Source organism: Hydrocarboniclastica marina (assembly GCF_004851605.1).
GTDB classification, from domain to species: domain Bacteria; phylum Pseudomonadota; class Gammaproteobacteria; order Pseudomonadales; family Oleiphilaceae; genus Hydrocarboniclastica; species Hydrocarboniclastica marina.
Map to the genome: position 1 here is coordinate 2,330,868 of NZ_CP031093.1, position 18,681 is coordinate 2,349,548.

17 protein-coding genes are annotated in these 18,681 nt (G+C 59.1%); 6 read left to right on the plus strand and 11 right to left on the minus strand.

All coding sequences use genetic code 11. From position 1 onward, the window contains the following. Window position 1: 1 nt before the first annotated feature. From msbA to soil367_RS10345, 4 genes are all read right to left on the minus strand, one after another. Window positions 2–1,753: a lipid A export permease/ATP-binding protein MsbA gene (gene msbA / locus soil367_RS10330; RefSeq protein ID WP_136549035.1), complete on the minus strand. Its 1,752-nt coding sequence runs from the start codon at window positions 1,751–1,753 to the stop codon at window positions 2–4. 43 nt (window positions 1,754–1,796) lie between these two features. Next, window positions 1,797–2,216: an ExbD/TolR family protein gene (locus soil367_RS10335; RefSeq protein WP_136549036.1), complete on the minus strand. Its 420-nt coding sequence runs from the start codon at window positions 2,214–2,216 to the stop codon at window positions 1,797–1,799. A gap of 5 nt (window positions 2,217–2,221) precedes the next feature. Further along, window positions 2,222–2,848 carry a MotA/TolQ/ExbB proton channel family protein gene (locus soil367_RS10340; protein WP_136549037.1) on the minus strand — a complete coding sequence of 209 codons (627 nt, stop codon included), beginning with the start codon at window positions 2,846–2,848 and terminating at the stop codon, window positions 2,222–2,224. 175 nt (window positions 2,849–3,023) lie between these two features. Further along, window positions 3,024–5,471, minus strand: coding sequence for a DNA internalization-related competence protein ComEC/Rec2 (locus soil367_RS10345; RefSeq protein WP_216642706.1), 2,448 nt, complete (start codon window positions 5,469–5,471; stop codon window positions 3,024–3,026). Between the two features lie 245 nt (window positions 5,472–5,716). Between soil367_RS10345 and soil367_RS10350 the strand changes: the two genes are divergently transcribed. Further along, window positions 5,717–6,235 carry a DUF2062 domain-containing protein gene (locus soil367_RS10350; protein WP_136549038.1) on the plus strand — a complete coding sequence of 173 codons (519 nt, stop codon included), beginning with the start codon at window positions 5,717–5,719 and terminating at the stop codon, window positions 6,233–6,235. 87 nt (window positions 6,236–6,322) lie between these two features. Here the strand turns inward: soil367_RS10350 and lolD are convergent, their stop codons facing one another. Further along, window positions 6,323–7,024: a lipoprotein-releasing ABC transporter ATP-binding protein LolD gene (gene lolD / locus soil367_RS10355; protein WP_136549039.1), complete on the minus strand. Its 702-nt coding sequence runs from the start codon at window positions 7,022–7,024 to the stop codon at window positions 6,323–6,325. Next, the gene (locus soil367_RS10360) at window positions 7,017–8,258 is read right to left on the minus strand and encodes a lipoprotein-releasing ABC transporter permease subunit (protein ID WP_136549040.1); all 1,242 of its coding nucleotides are present in this window, start codon (window positions 8,256–8,258) and stop codon (window positions 7,017–7,019) included. The genes lolD and soil367_RS10360 overlap by 8 nt, the downstream gene beginning before the upstream one ends. A 169-nt stretch (window positions 8,259–8,427) precedes the next feature. On the opposite strand from soil367_RS10360, the gene soil367_RS10365 reads away from it, so the two are divergent. From soil367_RS10365 to soil367_RS10385, 5 genes are all read left to right on the plus strand, one after another. Then, window positions 8,428–8,997: a PilZ domain-containing protein gene (locus soil367_RS10365; protein ID WP_136549041.1), complete on the plus strand. Its 570-nt coding sequence runs from the start codon at window positions 8,428–8,430 to the stop codon at window positions 8,995–8,997. Between the two features lie 82 nt (window positions 8,998–9,079). Then, window positions 9,080–9,418: a hypothetical protein gene (locus soil367_RS10370; protein ID WP_216642707.1), complete on the plus strand. Its 339-nt coding sequence runs from the start codon at window positions 9,080–9,082 to the stop codon at window positions 9,416–9,418. Between the two features lie 21 nt (window positions 9,419–9,439). Further along, complete coding sequence (locus tag soil367_RS10375) at window positions 9,440–10,588, plus strand: agmatine deiminase family protein (RefSeq protein WP_136549042.1); 1,149 nt, start codon at window positions 9,440–9,442, stop codon at window positions 10,586–10,588. An 8-nt stretch (window positions 10,589–10,596) separates the two neighbouring features. Beyond that, complete coding sequence (locus tag soil367_RS10380) at window positions 10,597–11,508, plus strand: carbon-nitrogen hydrolase (protein WP_281283926.1); 912 nt, start codon at window positions 10,597–10,599, stop codon at window positions 11,506–11,508. 132 nt (window positions 11,509–11,640) lie between these two features. Further along, complete coding sequence (locus soil367_RS10385; protein ID WP_136549044.1) at window positions 11,641–12,546, plus strand: AAA family ATPase; 906 nt, start codon at window positions 11,641–11,643, stop codon at window positions 12,544–12,546. Between the two features lie 52 nt (window positions 12,547–12,598). Here soil367_RS10385 and soil367_RS10390 read toward each other — a convergent pair whose 3' ends face one another. The 5 genes from soil367_RS10390 to soil367_RS10410 form a co-directional block, all read right to left on the minus strand. After that, window positions 12,599–14,050 (minus strand): sigma-54-dependent transcriptional regulator, encoded by a 1,452-nt coding sequence (locus tag soil367_RS10390; protein ID WP_136549045.1) that lies wholly within the window; start codon window positions 14,048–14,050, stop codon window positions 12,599–12,601. An 11-nt stretch (window positions 14,051–14,061) separates the two neighbouring features. Beyond that, window positions 14,062–15,384 (minus strand): sensor histidine kinase, encoded by a 1,323-nt coding sequence (locus tag soil367_RS10395; protein WP_136549046.1) that lies wholly within the window; start codon window positions 15,382–15,384, stop codon window positions 14,062–14,064. A 278-nt stretch (window positions 15,385–15,662) separates the two neighbouring features. Next, the gene (locus soil367_RS10400; protein ID WP_136549047.1) at window positions 15,663–17,108 is read right to left on the minus strand and encodes a sigma-54 dependent transcriptional regulator; all 1,446 of its coding nucleotides are present in this window, start codon (window positions 17,106–17,108) and stop codon (window positions 15,663–15,665) included. 188 nt (window positions 17,109–17,296) lie between these two features. Further along, window positions 17,297–17,617, minus strand: a complete 321-nt coding sequence (locus tag soil367_RS10405; protein WP_136549048.1) for a hypothetical protein — start codon at window positions 17,615–17,617, stop codon at window positions 17,297–17,299. 13 nt (window positions 17,618–17,630) lie between these two features. After that, window positions 17,631–18,560, minus strand: a complete 930-nt coding sequence (locus tag soil367_RS10410) for a LysR substrate-binding domain-containing protein (RefSeq protein ID WP_136549049.1) — start codon at window positions 18,558–18,560, stop codon at window positions 17,631–17,633. Between the last annotated feature and the right edge of the window lie 121 nt (window positions 18,561–18,681).

An 18,681-nucleotide genomic window follows, 5' to 3' on the forward strand; every position in this document is an offset into this window, starting at 1 on the left:
TTTACTCACTGAACTGCATGCTGTGCAGCTGCGCATAATTGCCTTTCTTCACGATGAGCTCCTCATGGGTTCCCGCTTCGACCACCCTGCCATCGTCCATTACGATAATCTGGTCCGCGTTCTCAACCGTGGACAGTCTATGGGCGATAACAAGGGTCGTACGGCCTTGCATCACAGCCTCAAGCGCCTGCTGGATGTATCGCTCGGACTCAGTATCCAGGGCTGAGGTGGCTTCATCCAGGATCAGGATCGGCGCGTCCTTGAGCAGTGCCCGGGCAATGGCCAGGCGCTGGCGTTGGCCACCCGACAACATGATGCCGTTGTCGCCGATTTCGGTATCCAGCCCCTGCGGTAGTCGATCAATGAATTCCAGGGCATGGGCCTTGCGCGCCGCTTCGCGGATGTCCTCACGGGACACGCCGCGCAGGCCACCGTAGGCGATGTTGTTGGCTACCGTATCATTGAAGAGGACGACATCCTGGTTAACCAGGGCAATCTGGTCGCGCAGGGCCCGCAGCTGGTATGACTTGAGGGGAATACCGTCAAGGCGGATTTCACCGCTTGAGTACTCGTAGAAACGCGGCAACAGCGAAACCAGCGTCGACTTACCGCTACCCGACCGGCCAACGAAAGCAATGGTGGAGTTCGGCTCAACCCGAAAAGAGACATCCTTGAGGACATTATCGAGAGTGTCCTGGTAGCGGAAGCAAACCTGATCAAACTCGATCTCACCGAGAACACGCTCGGGTGCATGGGTGCCAGTGTCGGTCTCAACGGCGACGTCCAGGCTCAAGAACACATCGTGGGAGGCGGCTATCCCCTTTTGCACCTGTTCCTGTACCGATGTCAGCTGGCGAATAGGTTTTGCCAGGGTGGTCGCGGCCGTAATAAAGGCGACGAACTCGCCCGTGGTCATCCCGGCCTGAACCTCAGGCGCCAGGGCTATCCAGACCAGTAGCGCAATCGAGAAGGCGATGAGTATCTGCACCACAGGGGTGCTTATCGCCTTGGTCATGGCCATTTTCATGCTCTGGCGCAGGTTGTTGTGGCTGACTTTCCTGAACCGTTGGGACTCATAGTCGCTACCGCCAAAGACCCGGACGACGCGGTACCCGGCGATTGCCTCGCCTGCCACATGGGTGACATCACCCATGGAACTCTGGATCTTCTGACTCAGCCGGCGGAAGCGTTTGCTGACATAACTCACCAGGCCGCCAATGACTGGCGCGAGGACCAGGAAAATCAGGGTCAGCTTCCAGTTCACGTAGACCATATAGCTGAGCAGGCCGATCACCGTCAGACCTTCACGCAGCATGATGGTTACCGCGTTGGTCGCGGCACCGGTGACCTGCTCGACGTTATAGGTGATGCGCGATACCAGGTGTCCGGAGGAGCTGCTGTCGAAGTAGCGGCAGGGCAAATGCATGAGATGGTCAAAGATCTGGGTGCGCATCAGGTTGACAATGTTGCGGCCGACTTTACTGATAAAGTAAGTGCCCAGGAAGAATCCGACTCCGCGCACGGCAAATACCGCGACAATAAGCGCCGGAACCAGTAGCCGGTTGGCTGCCGTGGGATTTTCGATCGCCTGGATCACAAACTCCATCGCCGCCGCCATGCCGGTCGACGCGACGGCGTAAAGCGCGTTGCCCACAACGGCCAGGGCGAAGGCGCCCCAGAACGGTTTAAGATAACCGAGCAGGCGGCGATAGACTTGCCAGTTTGACGGGAGGTCTGAATCTTGTCTGGGCATAGATCTACTTGTGTTTTCCGGCGGTCTCCGGCTTGCGCCAGGATCAGTCCCGGGGGGAGCGGGTCGTGGTAATGCTGAGTTTGGAGAAGCCGAGACGGCCCGCGACATCCATGGCACGCACCACCAGCTCATGCGCCGTTTGCGCATCTGCAGTGATTATGAACGGCAGCTCGTTATTCCCTTCTGTGACTTCGGCTACCGCCCGGCGCAATGTCTGGGCATCATTATCCACCAGCGGTCGACCATTAACCGAGATGTCGCCACTCGCGGTAATCACCACATCGACCTGGTCCGCCTGTATTTCAGCCGCTTCCGCATCGGCTTCAGGCAGGACAATCTCAAGGTGGCTCTCGCGAGTAAAGGTGGTCGACACCATGAAGAAGATCAACAGCAGAAACACCACATCGATCAGTGGCGTCAGGTTGATAGACATCTCTTCGGTGGACTGCCGCTTGAACTTCACCCGGCTCAGGCTCCTTCGATATCGATTTCGCGGTCGCCGTGGACCACTTCGACCAGTTTGATAGCTTCCTGCTCCATGGTCACAACCATCTCGTCGACACGGCGCATGAAGTAGCGGTGGAAGATCAGGGCGGGAATCGCAACAGTCAGGCCGGACGCCGTAGTGATCAGGGCTTCAGAAATGCCGCCGGCGAGATTTTCGGTATTGCCTATTCCGCCAAACTGGATTTCCGCAAATACCTTGATCATGCCAATCACTGTACCCAGCAGGCCGAGCAGCGGCGTGATCTGGGCAATGGTGCCGAGCGGATTGAGAAAGCGCTCAAGCTCATGCACGACCTGCGAGGCCTCCTGCTCGATACTGTCGCGCATGACATCCCTGCCGTGCTTGGCGTTCATCAGGCCGGCGGCCAGGATGCGGCCGAGCGGAGAGGACTCCTGCAAGGTACGAAGCCGATGCGAATTGACTTCTTTCTTTTTGACCCAGCGCCAGAACTCATTGATGACATGCGTCGGAGCTACCCGATTGAGGCGTAATGTCCAGAATCTTTCCAGCACGATGGCGAGGGCCAGAATAGAACAGGCCAGTATCGGAATCATGATGAAACCGCCTGGGCGAAGAAGCTCTAACACGCGTGATTCTCCTGGATGTCCGGGAGCAGGCGGGCGCGACGAAAGCGGCGCCAGACTCCAGTCAATACACTGAAATGGCTGGGAAGCGCGTTACTTTATCACAGCCGTAACAAAATGCGATGCAGACCTGCGCCTGGTGTCCATTCGCCGGGAAGCGTCTCTTCGATGGCGGTAATCACCACTCGGGCGGAAGTATCCAGAACGCGGCATTGTCCCGCTCGACATGCACCTGCAAATTGTTCGGCACGAACCCGAAAGTCACCGCGCCGAGTCCGGCACTGCTCAGAACTTCGCTGCCGTAGCGGCGGTAACGCCCGACAACGTCCGGATGAGGATGACCATAGCGATTACGGTAGCCGGCTGAAAACAGGGCGTATCGCGGATTCAGGACTGCCACGAACTGTTCAGTAGAGGAGGACTTGCTGCCGTGGTGTGGCGCAATCACGACGTCGACCGGCTCCCTGGAATGCCTTGCGTTGAGCCATTCGGCCTCGTGCACGGCGCTCATGTCCCCTGATAGGAGTACGCGATAATCGCCGACCGACGCCTCGACAACACAGGAGCTTTCGTTGCTGCTGGCTGGATGCGCTGCCCGCCAGGCTTCAAGTTGCCACCGCCCGACCCGCTGGCCCGAAAGAATCCCGCAAGGCATAACGGGAGACCCGAGGACTTCATCCTCGCCGCTGGCGATAGTCTCTGGTTCAAGCTGAGCCGCAACCCACCGCCAATTACCCGCGTGATCGCCATCGCTATGGCTAAGTACCAGTTGATCGAGCTTGCGCACACCGAGGGCGCTGAGCGTCGGCAAAACCTGGCTTTCCGCGGCGCTGAACCCGCCAGCCGAAGGGCCGGTGTCGTAGAGCATGGCTCGCTCGCCATCCCGCAGCAGCACCGACAGCCCCTGCCCTACATCCAGAACCACCATCTGCGGCACATCAACTGGCGCATTGCTGCGAGGCTCGGCGGTGAGTCTGAACAACAGCATCAGAGTGACCGCGACCGCAACGATCCGGTAGGCCGAACCGACGGGAAGAAGAATTGGCAGCAAGGCCATAACAGTCAGCAGCACGAGCGGCAGACCAATGGCCGGAAACCCACTGTCCAGGCCAACTGACTGCTCGGCAAGGTAGCTCAGCAGCTGCCAGAGGATACCAAGTACGGTGTCGACAGCGACGCCCGCCCAGTACGCAGTTACCGGGTTGCCCCACAACACGAGCGGACCGGCAAGCACCACCACAGGCATAACAACCAGCGAAAGCCACGGGATAGCAAACAGATTGGCCAGGAACCCCAGCGGCGCTACCGGCAGGCCGAGAAACGTCGTTATGGGCCAGAGCCCCAGCGTAATGGCCAGCTGTGCCAGCAACAGGCTCTGCCAGGGTCGCGGCGGGGCCAACCGACCGGAAAATACCAGGATCAGGCAGGCGACAGCGCCGAAGGATAGCCAGAACCCCATATCCAGCAATGCAAAAGGGTCAAGCAGCAGGACCAGGAACGCTGCCAGTATCCAGCCATCCCAGGCCCGTCGCATGCCGCCATTGAGCAGTACAAGCCCGGCCACAATGACCATGACCAGCGCCCGTTGGGTAGGCACCGTGAAGCCGGCCAATAGCGCATACGCACCCGTAGCCAGGCAGACCAGCACGAACAGCAGCCTGGGGGCGAGTTTTGGCCCGAACCGGTCCCCGACAGTACGCAACAGCACGAGCCTGGCGATAAAGGCAACCATTGCAGCGACCAGCCCGATGTGGAGCCCGGATATAGCAACCAGATGGGAGGTGCCCGTTGTGCGAAGCACTGTCCAGTCCTCCGGCTGGAGTTGGCCGCGGCTGCCAAACAGGAGCGATTCAAACAGCCCCGCGTAGGTCATCCCAGCCGATTTTTGGCTCAGTCGCTCTATAAGCTCAAGACGAAGCTGATGATAGCGGCATGTGAGTGCGCAGGGCATCGCTGCAGGCTCAGATGCGACCTCCGGGAGGTGCCCACCGACAGGGGAAAAGTCTGAGGTGGCGGTGGTTTGCGGTACGATGGCGCGGATGGTCCCGGTCGCGAGATAGCCCTGCCGGTACAACCAGGTTTCGTAGCGGAAGCCTGCCGGGTTAACGCTGCCGTGCGGTCGCTTGAGAGAGACATCCAGTGTCGCTGGCCCGCGCAGGGCAAAGCGCTTTTCGGCGCCGTACCGGGCCAGCCTCAGTCGGGCTGGCAGCGGCAGCATGTCGGCTGATAAAGAGTCACCCGGGCGGTCTGCATCGTGCCACCGGGTTACACAGAAGTCCTGGCGAACCGAACGCCACGCGCCCCATGCCGGCACCGAGCAGCTATAGCCCGAGACCCGGAGCTCCTGCTGCTCCAGCGATTGAGGGAATGACACTGCCAGGCGCTGCTGGGCGTTCCACGCGGTCCAGCCCACCCCTGTCATGACCCCGCAGAGCAACACCATGAGGCAATAAGCAACCCTGATGTAACCGTAACCCTGTGGTAAGCAGGGGCGTAGCACAATAGCGAAAGTACCGAGCACCGCCGCGGCGGCGGCTACAGCCGCGGGTTGAGCCAAAGCTGGTGCCCAGCCAGGGCCATAGATTATGATTGCCCCGCCGAGCGTCGCGAGCATCCATGCACGCACAATCGCAACTTCCTTTGCTAATATTAATAGGATTGCCCAGGCGCCTCCGGTTTGGCTTGCCAGGCGCCCGGGATAAAGAAACCGCGCAGGATTTTCTGAAACACCAGCCCGGTGAATCTGGCCCGCCGAAGTCAGACAGGAATGCGCTCAGGTTTCAGCACCATTGGCTGTAGCGCCGCAGAATTCATCGCTATCCGTTGTGCTCCAGGCACGCCAGAACCGACAACCCGGACCCCAGAGCAGCTATGCCGAAGCGGTTTATCAAGCGATACATGCCTACGCCTGAGAAGATTCGGGGTCTGAAATCCCTGCAATTCCTGGGCGACATCCTGCATGAGCCCAATCTCTGGCATATCAACCGGCACAGCGTTTCGCGCGCCTTTTTCATCGGCGTGTTCTGGTGCTTTATTCCCATGCCCTTTCAGATGGTGGCGGCCGCCGCACTGGCAATCTGGTTCAACGGCAACATGCCGATTTCAATCGCGCTGGTCTGGATCAGTAATCCCCTGACAATGCCACCCATGTTCTACCTGAACTACCGGCTTGGCGCCTGGATTCTCGATCGACCGGTCGAAGCGTACGCCTTTGAGCTTTCATGGGACTGGATCAGCTCCCGGTTGATCGATATCGGTATTCCGCTCTACCTGGGCTCGATAATTCTGGCGACGCTGTTCGCCTGCGGCAGTTATATCGCTATTCAGTTCATCTGGCGGCGCAAAGTGAGGCGGGAATGGCGCCGCCGCCGTGGCGCCCAGGTGACGTAACACCTTCTGAGCTTTGCCTTTCGCTCTCCGCCTGGGCGGGCGGCTTTACCCGGCTCTCATTTAGATCACGCTTCGCCGGCATTTAGATCACGCTTCGCCGGCGACCGCGTCAAACACCAGACGACCGTGATCCAGCCGGCTGACCCGCTGCATACGGCGGGCGAGACGGTGGTCATGGGTGACCACCACAAACGCCGTCTGTAGCTCTTCAGTCAGCTCCTGAATCAGCGCCTGCACCTGGTCTGCGGTCTGCTCGTCGAGATTTCCTGTGGGCTCGTCCATGAGCACACAGCGGGGCTGGTTGACCAGCGCCCGTGCGATAGCGACCCGCTGACGCTCGCCGCCGGAGAGTTCACCCGGCTTGTGTTTCAGCCTGGGCGCCAGCCCTACCTGCGTCAGTAGCGCGCGGGCTCGCTGCGTGGCTTCCGACACCGACATTCCGCCCAGCAGACACGGCATGGCAACGTTTTCCAGCGCTGAAAACTCTGGCAGAAGGTGGTGAAACTGATAGACAAACCCCAGGGTCTTGTTGCGAAACCTTGACCGCGGCTTTTCGCGCATGGCGTGCAGATTCTCACCGGCAACCCAGACCTCGCCCCGGCTGGGCTTGTCCAGCCCGCCCAGCATGTTGAGCAGTGTCGTCTTCCCTGCCCCTGAGCTGCCGATGATCGCAAGGGTTTCGCCGGCGTGAAGCTGCAGGTCGATGTCGTGGAAGACGGTCAGCTCGCCGGCGCCCTCGTCGTAGGTCTTGGCGACGCCCCTGCAGTCAATAATAAGCTGATTATTCATAGCGAAGCGCCTCCGCCGGTTGCACCCGTGAGGCGCGCCAGGCCGGGTAGAGCGTCGCCAGCAGGCTCATCACCATGCCCGACCCGCAGATTATGGCAACGTCGGTCCAGTAAAGTTGCGAAGGCAGGTAGCTGATGAAATAAACATCTGCATTCAGGAACTGACTGCCCAGCACCCCTTCCACCCAGTCAATAATCGCGCTGATATTCAGCGCAAGTGCAATCCCCGCGCCGGTGCCAAGCAGTGTGCCGACAATGCCGATCACCCCGCCCTGAATGATAAATGTGGCCATTATGGTACCCGGGGTCGCCCCCATCGTCCGCAGAATAGCGATATCGGCCGTTTTGTCGGTAACCACCATGACCAGCATCGAAACAATGTTGAACGCCGCGACCGCTACGATGAACATAAGCAGCAACCCGATCATGGTTTTCTCCATCTGTATCGCCTGGAAAAGGTTTCCATGGGTCCGGGTCCAGTCGTTGGTGTAGTTCCTGCCAGGCAGTTCGCGGGCCAGTCTCAAGGCCACAGCTGGCGCCTTGAAGAGGTCGTCGACCTTCAGCCGAATCCCTTCGACGCCCTCGCCGGTACGCGCCAGCTTTGCAGCGTCTTCCAGGTGCACAACGGCGTAGTTTGAGTCGAGTTCCGCACCGACCTGGAAGGTGCCCACCACGGTGAAACGTTTAAGGCGCGGCAATACGCCGGCAGGCGTCAGCGATGCCTCGGGCATGACCACGGTCACGCGGTCACCCAGCTCCGCGCGCAGGGAACGCGCCAGGGTCTCGCCTATGATGATACCGAATTCGCCGGCTTGCAGGTTCCTGAGTGAGCCGCGGATGATATGGTCCTGGATAATGGAAACCGTTACTTCCTCTTCAGGCAGAATGCCGTTGAGCAGCACACCGTTAACATTACCGCCGCCGGTAATCATGCCCTGAGCCTGGATATAGGGCGCAGCGCCCAGCACCGCCGGGTCTTCCAGTGCTCTGTCTCGGACAGCCCGCCAGTTGGTCATCGGGTTTTCGCTCTGAATGATGGCGTGGGGCACCATGCCGAGTATTCGCTGCTTCAGCTCGCGGTCGAAGCCGTTCATCACAGAGAGTACGGTAATTAACACGGCAACCCCGAGAGCCAGGCCGACCATGGAAGTGAGCGAAATAAAGGAGATAAAATGGTTACGGCGTTTGGCCGCCGTATACCGCAGCCCGATCATCAGGGGCAAAGGTTTGAACATAACGAGTTTCCGGTGAGGTCAGGCGAAACCGAGGGTTCCTTGTTACACTTGTCTATTCCGAGCATGTTTATTCCGAGCATGCCGGTTCGCTACCGGACATGGCGGCAGCGATGTGCCGTCGCGGCGTCTCTGCCCGCACAACCTTCTACTTATCAAGGCTACAATCGGTATGCCCGAGTCACCAACGCACAACCGCCGAGAGTACTTCCGCGTCGAGGATCAACTGGGGCTCGAGTGCCGCCGGATTGAGCCGGACCAGGATGTCCGCGATCTGTTTGAAGACCAGACCACGCTAGGGCTGCACCAGGAACTACGCCGCATTGACCAGGAAGTTCGCCAGCAGTTGGCTACGCTCTCCGAGCAGGACAGGAATCTTGCGGCGGTGCTGAAGACGTTCAACCATAAGCTCGACACGCTGGCGCGCATTATGGCCTTTGAACAAAAACCGTTGCAACCGCAGCAGTGGCACAGTGTCACCCTGAGCGAAGGCGGCGTTGCGTTCGCACTCGATGCCCCCGAACTGCGGCCGGGTGATTGCCTGGGGCTCCGGCTTACCCTGCTTCCCGATTTACAACGGGTCTCGGTGAAGGGCAGCGTAGTGGAAAAAGCTGCAGAGCCAGACCCCCGGATGGTCCATGTGGCTTTTATCGAACTGTCCGACACCGACCGCCAAGTCATTGCCCGCCATGTGCTGCGTGTTCAAGCCAGGCAGCGCCAGGAATCCCGACAGTTTCTGTAAGCGGGCGCCCCGGCGTTCGCGGTTGCCTGCCGCCATCCTGTCGTCGCAGGTGCCCATTTGATCCAGCACCCGGAGCACAAAGTTGAAATACAAGACCCTTGCCTTAGCTTACTTATCAGCCTCTGCCCTCGATAACACGCGGAGACTGGCTCTCGCCCTAGTCCTGGGGCTTTTCGGTGTTAACGTGAATGCAGTGCTCGCGGATCAGGTACGCATTCCTGTCGAAGAGAACGTTCGCCAGGGCCAACAGCAGACGCTACCAAAGAAAGGCGAACTGAAGGCGGCTGTTATGGCGCGTTTCGGTGAACCACAGCGCCAGACCCGACCGGTCGGAACGCCGCCTATTTCCCAATGGCACTACGACCGTTTTGTTGTCTACTTTGAACACGACCATGTGGTTCACTCAGCGGCCAAGCGCTAGTGCAGTGAGCGAACTCTCCACATGGGATACCAGACCATCAACCGCCCAACCCAACTCAACGCGAGCACGACATTGACTACCGATTTCAGACTTCCCGCCGAATGGACGCGCCAGGGCGCCGTAATGCTGACATGGCCTCATGCTGGTACTGACTGGGTGAGCCGCCTCGCCGAGGTCACTCCAGTGTTTGAGGCGATCGCCCATGCAGTGCTTCGCCGCCAGGACCTGCTGGTCAGCTGTGAAGACGCCGCTGAAGCCCAGCGCCTGCAACGCTGTTTTGATCAGTGGACCGAGTCTGAATCGCTACCGGGTCGCGCCCGGGTATTAAACGCTCCAGCAGACGACACCTGGGCTCGGGACCATGGGCCGATGGTCGTCCTTGAGGCTCAGAGCGGACAGGTGCCCGGGCACCGGCGCGCGCGCGTGCTGGACTTTGCCTTCAACGCCTGGGGCGGCAAGTTTCCCTGGGAGAAAGACAATCAGCTCAACGCCCGGCTGGCAGCTCACGGCGTGTTCGGCGGTGCTCCCCTGTACGAGGTTGATATGATTCTCGAGGGTGGCTCCATCGAGACCGACGGTGCCGGAACCCTGCTGACGACGGCAGAGTGCCTGCTGGCTCCCACCCGGAACCCGGGTATGGATCGGGCTGCGGTTGAAGGCCGTCTGGGCGAACTGCTGGGCTTCGATCGGTTTCTCTGGCTGGAAAATGGCTATCTTGCCGGCGACGACACCGACAGCCACATCGACACCCTGGCACGCTTCTGTTCCGCGCAATGCATCTGCTATGTGCGCTGTGACGACCCGACGGACGAACACTATCCGGCGCTCAGCGCCATGGAGGCCGAGCTCAAGCAATTCCGGCAGCGTGACGGCAAGCCTTACGAGCTTATTGCCCTGCCCTGGCCTGATGCGGTCTTTGACGAGGATGGCGAAAGGCTGCCCGCCACTTACGCGAACTTCCTGATCATTAATGACGCCGTGCTGCTGCCCGTTTACGGCGTTCGCCAGGACGACGATGCGATCACTGCACTGAAGCAGTGCTTCCCGACCCGCGAAATTGTTGCCATCAACTGTCGGCCGCTTGTCGCTCAACATGGCAGCCTTCACTGTGTAACGATGCAGATTCCTGAGGGAGCCTGGACACCTATCGGAGGAGATAATTCAGTATGACCCGGTCCCTGACCCGCCCTCACCTGAAAGTAGCCGCATTACAGCAGGCGTCCTCAGCCGACAAGGCGACCAGTCTGGCCACCACCGAACGCCTGGTCAGACAGGCCGTGAGCGAAGGGGCCGAGCTCGTCGTGCTGCAGGAGCTCCACACGACACTGTATTTTTGCCAGACCGAAGATGTGAGTGTTTTTGAACTGGCTGAACCCATTCCCGGCCCTACCACCGAGCGCCTGGCTGCTCTGGCCAGGGAGCTGGATGTCGTCATTGTGGGCTCCGTGTTCGAGCGACGGACGAATGGCGTCTATCACAACACAGCGGTTGTGCTGGAACGCGACGGCTCGCTAGCCGGGCTTTACCGCAAGATGCACATACCGGACGACCCGGGCTTCTATGAGAAATTTTATTTCACGCCGGGTGATGCCCAGTTCAACGACGGTCGCAGCGGTTTCACACCGATCCAGACGAGCGTTGGCAGGCTCGGTGTATTGGTCTGCTGGGACCAGTGGTATCCAGAGGCAGCACGGCTTATGGCACTGGCCGGGGCGGAGTTGCTGATCTACCCCACCGCCATAGGCTGGGACGTCACCGACGATCCCGACGAACGAGCGCGACAACTCGAAGCCTGGGTGACCGTCCAGCGTGGTCACGCCGTTGCGAACAACCTGCCGGTCATCGCGCCAAACCGCATTGGACAGGAGCCGGATCCCAGCGGTCAGGGCGATGGCATTCTATTCTGGGGCAACAGCTTCATTGCCGGGCCCCAGGGGGAATTCCTGGCGAGGGCCGATAGCGACTCTGAAACCATTCTGCATGCCACCATTGACCGGCAAAGATCCGAAGCAATCCGGCGGATATGGCCCCACTTCCGGGACCGCCGGATCGACGCCTACGGCGATATTCTCAAACGGGTGTGTGATTGAAGGTGCCGCGATTGACGGTGCGGTGACTGATATTGCTGTGACTGACGCTATTGAACACTCAAAGCGTCGCAATCCGGCAATATCGCAAAAGTGAAGTTCAAGACGGTGCACCACGCGCAAAGCAGGAGCTGAATGAAAAAACTGATTCAGAATACAGTCGACCGTCTCAACCAGATCCTGCTGGGTAAGGATGAGCAGGTGCGCTTATCCCTGTGTTGCGTTCTGGCCCGGGGACACCTGCTTATCGAAGACATTCCGGGCATGGGCAAGACAACGCTGTCCCACGCGCTGGCACAAACACTGGGCCTGACCTATCAGCGCATACAGTTCACCAGCGATTTGCTACCTGCAGACATTTTGGGCTACTCACTGTTTGAAAGGGATACGGGCACGTTGCGCTTTCACGCGGGGCCGATATTTGCGCAGGTCATTCTGGCGGATGAAATAAACCGTGCCTCGCCTCGTACGCAAAGCGCCCTGCTTGAAGCCATGGAAGAGCGGCAGGTAACTATCGAAGGAGAGACGCGCCCGCTGCCATCTCCCTTTTTTGTGATCGCGACTCAGAACCCGCTGGAACAGGGCGGCACATTCCCACTGCCCGAGTCCCAGCTCGATCGTTTCCTGATGAGATTGAATCTGGGCTATCCCACCGCCGAAGCCGAGCGTCAGTTGCTGGAAGGCATCGACAGACGCGTGTTACTGGATGAATTGGCGGCAGAACTGAATCCCGACACTGTGCAAACGTTACAGGCGGGCGTAGATCGCATCACGACGTCCGGCGCGCTGTTGGATTACGTTCAGCGTATTCTGGCCTATACCCGGCAGAGTTCAGATATTCACCACGGGCTTTCCCCAAGGGCGGGGCTGGGTCTGGTCAGGGCGGCGCGTGCCTGGGCGATGATGGACGGTCGCCATCATGTTCTGCCCGAGGATGTTCAGGCAGTTCTGCCATACGTAGTGGAGCATCGACTACAGCGCCGGGAGGGACAGGCGCCGCTGGCGCCGGAGCTGCTGGAAAAGGTCGCGGTGATCGCCTAGTGCACGATGTCCCGTGCGCTCTCATACGTCAGAGAGAGTTAAAGACTGGAACTCAGGCGGTGAGTTCGAGATCCACATCGATACCACAGTCGCGCATCTGTGCCAGCTTGTAACGGAGCGTTCTTGGGCTGATGCCTAATTTCTCGGCGGCCTGCTTGCGCTTGCCCCGCTCAAGGCGCAGCGTATCGATGATGATCTGAAACTCGTGCTGACGAAGATCGCGGCCGAGTGACTGGTCCGACTCGTTCAAGTGCAGACCTTCTTCCCGCTTGCTCGGCTCCGGGGCGAACTGTTGGTCATCTTCTGGGGCGTACGCTGGAATCGCGTTCATCGGCGTAGGTTCTGTTACTTTCGCCGAAAATGGCGAACCCATTCCCAACGGCGCATCCAGACAGAGATCATCCGCAGTGATGCGCTGACCCTGCTGCAGAATCAGCGCCCGCTGAATCGCATTGTCCAGCTCACGGACGTTGCCCGGCCAGTTGTGGCGAAGTAACGCATCGCGGGCACTGGCTTCGAACTTGATACCCGACAACTTCATCTTGCGGCTGTGATTGCGCAACAAGTGCTCAGCCATGGGCAGAATATCGCCCCGACGTACTCGCAACGGCTGCCATTGGAGTGGGAAAACACTCAGGCGGTAATAGAGGTCTTCGCGAAAACGGCCATTCTGGACGTGCTCGCGTAAGTCACGGTTGGTGGTGGCGAGCACACGGACGTCGAGCTTCAGGGTCTTACGACCGCCGACCCGCTCCACTTCACGTTCCTGCAGCACCCGCAGGATTTTGGCCTGGAGGCCGATTTCCATCTCCGAAATCTCATCCAGAAGAATAGTTCCGCCATTGGCCTGCTCGAACTTGCCCGGCGCAGACGCGTGGGCACCGGTAAACGCGCCTTTTTCATGACCGAAGAGCACGGCTTCCAGCATGTTCTCCGGTATGGCGGCACAGTTAATCGCGACGAAGGGTCCGTCGGCGCGCGGTGAGTGACGGTGGATGTACTGGGCGAGTACTTCTTTACCCGTCCCGCTCTCGCCGCAGATCATTACCGTAGAGTCGCTGGCAGCAACCTTTTTGGCCAACTGGAACAGGCGCTGGCTGAGCGGATCCTCAGCCACAGGCTCATCCACTCGGCGGCCGCCACCTGAAACACTTTTATCAATGGCTTCCAGCAGAAGACGCGGCTCAAACGGTTTGACCAGATAGTCGACCGCCCCACCCTGTATCGCAGCCACCGCATGGTCAATCTGACCATAGGCCGTCATCAGCATAACGGGCACGCCAGGGTGCTGAGCGTGTACCTGCGCCATTAGCTGATGTCCGGAAATGCCGGGCATATTGACGTCGCTGACCACCAGATCAACAGTTTCACGGCCCAGACTGACCAGCGCGTCCTCGCCACTGCCGGCCTCGAGTACTTTGTGACCTGCGACTTCGAGCGTGGTTACCAGCGCATCGCGCAGATCGGCGTCGTCTTCAACAATGAGAATCTTGAATTTGGCCATCGTCATCTACCTCAGATTCGCTCACCGGCGGCGTGGATTGGCAGCACGACAGTCGCTGTCGCGCCCTGGCCGCTGGATTCCAGCTGGAACTGACCACCATGGGCCTTGAGTACCGCAGTGACGACAGCCAGGCCGAGACCTGTGCCGTGCGCTTTAGTGGTATGGAACGCCTCGACCAGTCGGGTTGACGTCTCTTGAGCAAAACCGCAGCCGTTATCGACGAGTTGGATGACAACCTGTGCATTGGTGCGGGATACAGCCAGACTGAGCGTTTTCGCACCCGCCTCCAGACTGTTATTGACCAGATTCATCAGGGCACCGACCAGGGCCTCCCGGTTGCACAGTACCCAGGCATCTTCGTCGCGGCCTTCGGCGTACTCGATTTCCAGGGTAGCGCCCTGGTTGCGCAAGGTGGACTCTGCGGCGGACTCAAGCTGCTCGACCAGGTCACCGACCTGACGGGTCTCTGCGAGTCGTGTCTCGCCGCGGGCAAAGATCAGCATATCCCGCACCTGGTGTTCGAGGTGGGCAAGGCGCGCCATGAGTTTATCGGCACAGCGCTTGCGCAGGTTCTCGTCCAGGTCGCTCTGGCATAGATGGCCGGCATAGAGCATTGCGGCGGATAGCGGCGTACGTACCTGATGCGCCAGGGATGCCACCATCCGGCCCATGGATGAAAGACGCTCAGAACGAGCCAACTGCGTTTGCAACTGCCGGGTATGAGTCAGGTCAGTCAGGACAATCAGCTGGCCTGGCTCATGACCCATGGAACGAATCTCAATACTCACCCTACGACCATCTCGCAGGGATACTTCATGTCCATCATCACGGCGCGGAGAGAAGCTTCTCTGAATAATATCCAGCCACCGCTGGTTCTCAAGAGGCTCGCCCAGGAGTTCTCGTGCGGCGGGGTTGCACTGACTGACAACGCCCTGGCTGTCGAGCACGACCACGCCCGCAGGCATGGCTTCGAGCAGCGTGGTCAGCCGATCGGCGATGCGCTCTTTTTCTTCCAGCTGACGCTGGCGCTCGCGGGCCTCGTTTGAGAGCTCACCTGAGAGTTGATTGACCCGTGATTCGAGGGTGCGATAGGAATCCGTAATCTGCCGGGACATCCTGTTAAACAGGTCCAGTGCCTCGTCGACCGGAGCCTCAACCGTCTCGCGCTGCAAGCCTTCGGACCGCTGCTCGGTTACCGCAGTCGAGAGTGCTCCCGGACGGCTTTCCTGGCGAAAAAGCGCGGTAACCTTATTGTTGGCATCCGCAGCCGCATTGGCGTTGCGGTCACCTGATTTGTTCACGCTTTCTGTCGGTAGAGACTGGATCTGATACATGCTGGCCCCCTGCTGACCACACAACGAGAGTGGACATTCTTGTTTGCGTACAGCAGGGTAAGCAGAAGCTGTGCCAGAACATTTATATTATTATTTATCAGTCAGATGAGATATTCGAAAACAGCGTTTAGCCGGAGTTTTGGCAGGGTTGAGCTTCTGTGTGCAGCCGGGAAGTCGAAGTTTTGACAGGCACATGCAAAGTTTGGCGGCGAGCCAGCCTGCAGCCGTTACTACACGTTTCGTGTATGGCAGCAGGCTGGAGAGGCAAACGCGAGGCTTTATTCTTCCCCGTCTTCACGCAGCCCGTACTTACGCACTTTCTCCACAAGGGTCGTGCGCCGTATGCGTAACTTCTCCGCGGCACGCGCCACCACGCCGCCGGACTCGTCCAGCGCCTGCTGGATCAGGGACTTTTCGAGGTTACCCAGGTAGTCTTTGAGGTCAAGCCCATTCACCGGCAGCAACGCGGGAGAATCAAGACCCGCAAGGCCTGCACCCATGACCGGCATGCCAACGTCCTCGAAAGACCGGCCTTCATCCAGATCGTCAACGTAGCGAAACTTCTTCGGCAGCTCCTGCACACCAATAACGCCGTACGGATGCATGATCGCAAGCCGCTCCACCAGGTTTGCCAGCTCCCGGACGTTACCCGGCCAATCGTGGCGGCAGAGGCTGAGAATGGCAGCAGAGTTGAGCCGGATTGAGCCACGCTTTTCTTTTTCCATACGCGAGATCAATTCATTGATCAGCAGGGGCAAGTCTTCGACTCGCTCCCGCAGCGCCGGCATTTCTATCGGGAACACATTGAGGCGGTAGAACAGGTCTTCCCGGAAGAGACCGTCACTGATCATGGAGTCGAGATTCTTATGAGTAGCGGCCACAATCCTGACATCGGCATTGAGCGTCCGGTTGCTGCCTACCCGCTCGTAGGTTTTTTCCTGAAGCACACGAAGAATCTTGACCTGCATGCTCAGGGGCATGTCGCCGATCTCATCGAGAAAGAGCGTCCCGCCCTCGGCCAGCTCAAAACGCCCTACCCGGGTCGAAATCGCGCCAGTAAAAGCGCCCTTCTCGTGGCCGAACAGCTCGCTCTCCAGCAGTTCTCCCGGGATTGCGCCACAGTTCACCGGTACGAAAGGCTTTTCCCGGCGCGGCGAGTGGTAGTGTAGATTTCGGGCCACCACTTCTTTACCCGTGCCGGATTCGCCGGTGATGAGCACGCTCACTTCTTTGTCGGCGACCTGACCCATAAGGTGTCGCACCTGCTGAACCGCGCGGCTGGTTCCGACCAGACTCCGAAACAGCTGTACTTCCCGCTGTTTTCCGCGCTCCTGGGTGCGGGTGTATTGCTGGCGAAATACCTGCGCACGGTATAGCGAGTCGACAAACTTGTTGTAATTCGGTGGCCAGTGGATGTTGGCGATAACGTGGTTGCGCGCCTCGACACCATCGAGCTCCGTAGGCGCATCACCGAGCATCAACACGGGAATACTGTTGTCCCACTCAAGCAGTTCGTCCATGTAGCGCGCGTTGCTGGGAGATTCGCTGTCCATAACAACCGCAAGTACTTCATCGCTGCTTTCGACGTGTTCCAGAACGTCTCTACGCCAGGACGCACCATCGAGAACGACCGCTTCCTCTCCCAGAAAGTCCAGAATGATGGAAAGGTCGTGGCTACGTTTACTGTCTTCGGACAGAACCAGAATCTTGTTTTCTTCTGCCATCGGGAAACTGCTCCGGGATGGTAGCGGTCAATTAGCGAGCCCGGCATACCTGCCGCGCTCGGTGGACGGTAAAACGACACTTCTCGGGCAAGTTAAGCTGTTAGGCAGCAACCTGTCAATTTTATGACGCGTAAATTTGTCGAGTCGCCGGATAGAGCCAAAATGCTTGGCTAATGGCGGGCGCTCGGCTAACGGCGGGCATTCCTGAGGTAGGCCTGAGCCGCTGAATGGGTTTTCTCCGACGCTTTCAGGGCAGCGGATGCTTCATCGCGGGACTTAACAGCGCCGGCGCGGGCAAGCTCGAACAGCGCCTGCAGCCGCTCAAGGCGCTCAACCACCAACGCAACAGCTACCTCCCCCGCCTGTGCCGCATCGGTGGCGCTGCTCATGAATGGACGGGCCTGGCGTTCAAGCTCTTGAACGCGCGCCCAGTCCGCTGCGCCAATGGCCATGTCCAGGTCATCAGAAACAGTATCCAGTGCGCTCAGATAACTCAGGGTCGGGGTCATGGCGTGCTCCGGGTTAATGGCCAGGGATGGACGAAACTCTGCGTATATCTGGCAGACTCTGAAAAGACCGATTCTCGACAGTTTTCAGAAAGGCTTGCATAAAGGGTGCCTGAAGATCATCGCTGCGTACGGCCGCATAGAGATTTGACCAGAGGCCATCCGCGAGCGGCAAGCCCTTTAACAGCCCCGCCGCTTCATATTCCCGCAAAGCCCACGTTGGCAGCGCTGCAACGCCCCTTTGGCTGGCCACGAGTTGCGCCATCATCATGGTCATCTCGGCGGTTCTGACGCCGACAGGTCGGATGCCTGCCGGGGTGAGAAAGTGCCGGAACACGTCCAGCCGCTCTTCGGCGACGGGATAGGTCAGCAGCATCTGATCTGCAAGATGCTCCGGGAGAACAGCGGGCAGCGTGGCCAATGGATGGGCCGGCGCTACCGCCAGGCGGATCTCAAACGCAAAGAGCGGTACATAGGTGATGCCCGGCAGCTCCAGTGGATCAGAGGTAACCACCAGGTCCAGTTCCCCCCGGGCCAGGGCAGGCAGGGGCTCGAAATTGAGATGACCAATAAAGTCGAGCTCCACGTCCGGCCAGCTGGGCCGGTAATCGTTTACCGAAGGGATCAGCCATAGATAACAACTGTGGCATTCGATGGCCATGTGCAGCCTGCCCTGTTTACCGCGGCCCATCTGCATCAGGGTGTCTTCTACCTCGCGCAACGCCGGCATGATGCTGTCGCCCAGGGTCAGGAGCCGTTCACCCGCAGCAGTCAGACGTAGCGGCCGGCTCTTGCGGTGGAACACTTTCACGCCAAAGAACAGCTCGAGATCGCGCAATTGGTGGGAAAGAGCTGACTGGGTCACATGCAGCAGGTCCGCAGCGCGGGTCAAACTGCCGGTTTCCGCTACCGCCTGTATGGTCTTCAGGTGTTTTATTTCGAGCATGTTCTCGCTCGCCCGTATTATGAGTTTTTCTCATGTACTAGTTGATGTTATTGATTTTGCCTCATGAATACACGCACACACAATAGGAGGTTCTGAAACTCAATCCGAAAACGACGAAGGA

Coding starts and splice junctions, on each gene's coding strand:
- msbA (WP_136549035.1), bottom strand. CDS start 1,753: ATGCCCAGACAAGATTCAGACCTCCCGTCAAACTGGCAAGTCTATCGC.
- soil367_RS10350 (WP_136549038.1), top strand. CDS start 5,717: ATGCCGAAGCGGTTTATCAAGCGATACATGCCTACGCCTGAGAAGATT.
- soil367_RS10405 (WP_136549048.1), bottom strand. CDS start 17,617: ATGACCCCGACCCTGAGTTATCTGAGCGCACTGGATACTGTTTCTGAT.
- soil367_RS10390 (WP_136549045.1), bottom strand. CDS start 14,050: ATGGCCAAATTCAAGATTCTCATTGTTGAAGACGACGCCGATCTGCGC.
- lolD (WP_136549039.1), bottom strand. CDS start 7,024: ATGAATAATCAGCTTATTATTGACTGCAGGGGCGTCGCCAAGACCTAC.
- soil367_RS10395 (WP_136549046.1), bottom strand. CDS start 15,384: ATGTATCAGATCCAGTCTCTACCGACAGAAAGCGTGAACAAATCAGGT.
- soil367_RS10410 (WP_136549049.1), bottom strand. CDS start 18,560: ATGCTCGAAATAAAACACCTGAAGACCATACAGGCGGTAGCGGAAACC.
- soil367_RS10400 (WP_136549047.1), bottom strand. CDS start 17,108: ATGGCAGAAGAAAACAAGATTCTGGTTCTGTCCGAAGACAGTAAACGT.
- soil367_RS10365 (WP_136549041.1), top strand. CDS start 8,428: ATGCCCGAGTCACCAACGCACAACCGCCGAGAGTACTTCCGCGTCGAG.
- soil367_RS10385 (WP_136549044.1), top strand. CDS start 11,641: ATGAAAAAACTGATTCAGAATACAGTCGACCGTCTCAACCAGATCCTG.
- soil367_RS10360 (WP_136549040.1), bottom strand. CDS start 8,258: ATGTTCAAACCTTTGCCCCTGATGATCGGGCTGCGGTATACGGCGGCC.
- soil367_RS10375 (WP_136549042.1), top strand. CDS start 9,440: ATGGGATACCAGACCATCAACCGCCCAACCCAACTCAACGCGAGCACG.